2 rRNA genes (1 of these 2 only partly in view) are annotated in these 2975 nt (G+C 56.5%); both read right to left on the bottom strand.

Annotated elements, in window-relative coordinates:
• Positions 1-10: 10 nt before the first annotated feature.
• A 5S ribosomal RNA gene (gene rrf, locus ACFUJ1_RS34130) occupies positions 11-127 on the bottom strand.
• Between the two features lie 64 nt (positions 128-191).
• A 23S ribosomal RNA gene (locus ACFUJ1_RS34125) occupies positions 192-2975 on the bottom strand (it continues 432 nt past the right edge of the window).

Below are 2975 nucleotides of genomic sequence, written 5' to 3'. Positions count from 1 at the left end.
TGACAATTTGTTCCGGCGGTGTCCTACTCTCCCACACCCTGTCGAGTGCAGTACCATCGGCGCTGGCAGGCTTAGCTTCCGGGTTCGGAATGGGACCGGGCGTTTCCCTGCCGCTATAACCGCCGTAACTCTGTGAAACCAACACGAATCGTGTTGTTTCAGAACCGTACAGTGGACGCGTAGCCATCTTTGTTGGTAAGCCCTCGGCCTATTAGTACCAGTCACCTCCACGCATTACTGCGCTTCCAGTTCCGGCCTATCAACCCCATGGTCTGTAGGGGGCCTTAACCACTCGATGGTGGAGAGAAACCTCATCTTGGAACAGGCTTCCCGCTTAGATGCTTTCAGCGGTTATCCCTTCCGAACGTAGCCAACCAGCAGTGCCCTTGGCAGGACAACTGGCACACCAGAGGTTCGTCCGTCCCGGTCCTCTCGTACTAGGGACAGCCTTCCTCAAGTTTCTGACGCGCGCGGCGGATAGAGACCGAACTGTCTCACGACGTTCTAAACCCAGCTCGCGTGCCGCTTTAATGGGCGAACAGCCCAACCCTTGGGACCTACTCCGGCCCCAGGATGCGACGAGCCGACATCGAGGTGCCAAACCATCCCGTCGATATGGACTCTTGGGGAAGATCAGCCTGTTATCCCCGGGGTACCTTTTATCCGTTGAGCGACACCGCTTCCACATGCCGGTGCCGGATCACTAGTCCCGACTTTCGTCCCTGCTCGACCTGTCAGTCTCACAGTCAAGCTCCCTTGTGCACTTGCACTCGACACCTGATTGCCAACCAGGCTGAGGGAACCTTTGGGCGCCTCCGTTACATTTTGGGAGGCAACCGCCCCAGTTAAACTACCCACCAGGCACTGTCCCTGAACCAGATCATGGCCCGAGGTTAGAAGTCCAATACGATCAGAGTGGTATTTCAACGATGACTCCACGAACACTGGCGTGCCCACTTCACAGTCTCCCACCTATCCTACACAAACCGTACCGAACACCAATACCAAGCTATAGTGAAGGTCCCGGGGTCTTTTCGTCCTGCCGCGCGTAACGAGCATCTTTACTCGTAATGCAATTTCGCCGAGTCTGTGGTTGAGACAGCAGAGAAGTCGTTACGCCATTCGTGCAGGTCGGAACTTACCCGACAAGGAATTTCGCTACCTTAGGATGGTTATAGTTACCACCGCCGTTTACCGGGGCTTAAATTCTCAGCTTCGCCCTTGCGGGCTAACCGGTCCTCTTAACCTTCCGGCACCGGGCAGGCGTCAGTCCGTATACATCGTCTTACGACTTCGCACGGACCTGTGTTTTTAGTAAACAGTCGCTTCTCTCTGGTCTCTGCGACCACCACCAGCTCGGACCGCAAGGGTCGTCACCAGTGTTGGTCCCCCTTCTCCCGAAGTTACGGGGGCATTTTGCCGAGTTCCTTAACCACAGTTCTCTCGATCGCCTCGGTATTCTCTACCTGACCACCTGTGTCGGTTTGGGGTACGGGCCGTGTACCAACTCACTAGAGGCTTTTCTCGGCAGCATAGGATCACTGAATTCACCTCAATCGGCTACGCATCACCTCTCAGGCTATATGCTGTGCGGATTTGCCTACACAACGCCCTACAGGCTTACACCCGGACAACCATTACCGGGCCCAGCTACCTTCCTGCGTCACCCCATCGCTTGACTACTACACCCAGGGTCACGCGCATCCCCCTCTCCTCACCCGAAGGTGATGGATCCGGTTCAGGGCGTTTAGCACAGATGATTCGCCATTGGGCGCGGATACACGGGTACGGGAATATCAACCCGTTGTCCATCGACTACGCCTGTCGGCCTCGCCTTAGGTCCCGACTCACCCTGGGCGGATTAACCTGGCCCAGGAACCCTTGGTCATTCGGCGGACGAGTTTCTCACTCGTCTTTCGCTACTCATGCCTGCATTCTCACTCGCACACCCTCCACAACTAGCTCACGCTGCTGCTTCCCAGGATGCACGACGCTCCCCTACCCACCCCCACCACTAGATACGACCCCGCAGGATCGAACCGATGTTAATGTGGGAGTGCCGCGGCTTCGGCGGTGTACTTGAGCCCCGCTACATTGTCGGCGCAGGATCACTTGACCAGTGAGCTATTACGCACTCTTTCAAGGGTGGCTGCTTCTAAGCCAACCTCCTGGTTGTCTTCGCGACCCCACATCCTTTTCCACTTAGTACACGCTTAGGGGCCTTAGCCGGCGATCTGGGCTGTTTCCCTCTCGACTACGAAGCTTATCCCCCGCAGTCTCACTGCCACGCTCTCACACCCCGGCATTCGGAGTTTGGCTGACTTCGGTAAGCTTGTGGGCCCCCTAGGCCATCCAGTAGCTCTACCTCCGGAGTGAAACACGTGACGCTGCACCTAAATGCATTTCGGGGAGAACCAGCTATCACGGAGTTTGATTGGCCTTTCACCCCTACCCACAACTCATCCCCTCAGTTTTCAACCTAAGTGGGTTCGGGCCTCCACGACGTCTTACCGTCGCTTCACCCTGGCCATGGGTAGATCACTCCGCTTCGGGTCTAGAACACACGACTCAACGCCCTATTCGGACTCGCTTTCGCTACGGCTACCCCACACGGGTTAACCTCGCCACATGCCACTAACTCGCAGGCTCATTCTTCAAAAGGCACGCCATCACCCACCACAGACCAAACTGTGCACAGGCTCTGACGGATTGTAAGCGTCCGGTTTCAGGTACTATTTCACTCCCCTCCCGGGGTACTTTTCACCTTTCCCTCACGGTACTAGTCCGCTATCGGTCACCAGGGAGTATTCAGGCTTACCGGGTGGTCCCGGCAGATTCACAGCAGATTTCACGGGCCCGCTGCTACTCGGGCATCACCTACGACAGGGAACATGTTTTCGTCTACCGGACTCTCACCGTCTACGGTCGGCCATCCCAGACCACTTCGACTAACACGAACCTTTCTGACTGTCGCT

Origin of the sequence: Nocardia sp. NPDC057227 (genome assembly GCF_042669725.1) — a bacterium.
GTDB classification, from domain to species: Bacteria; Actinomycetota; Actinomycetes; order Mycobacteriales; family Mycobacteriaceae; genus Nocardia; species Nocardia asteroides_A.
Note: the sequence above shows the minus strand (reverse complement) of the source record. Positions and strands in the feature narration are given on the sequence as shown.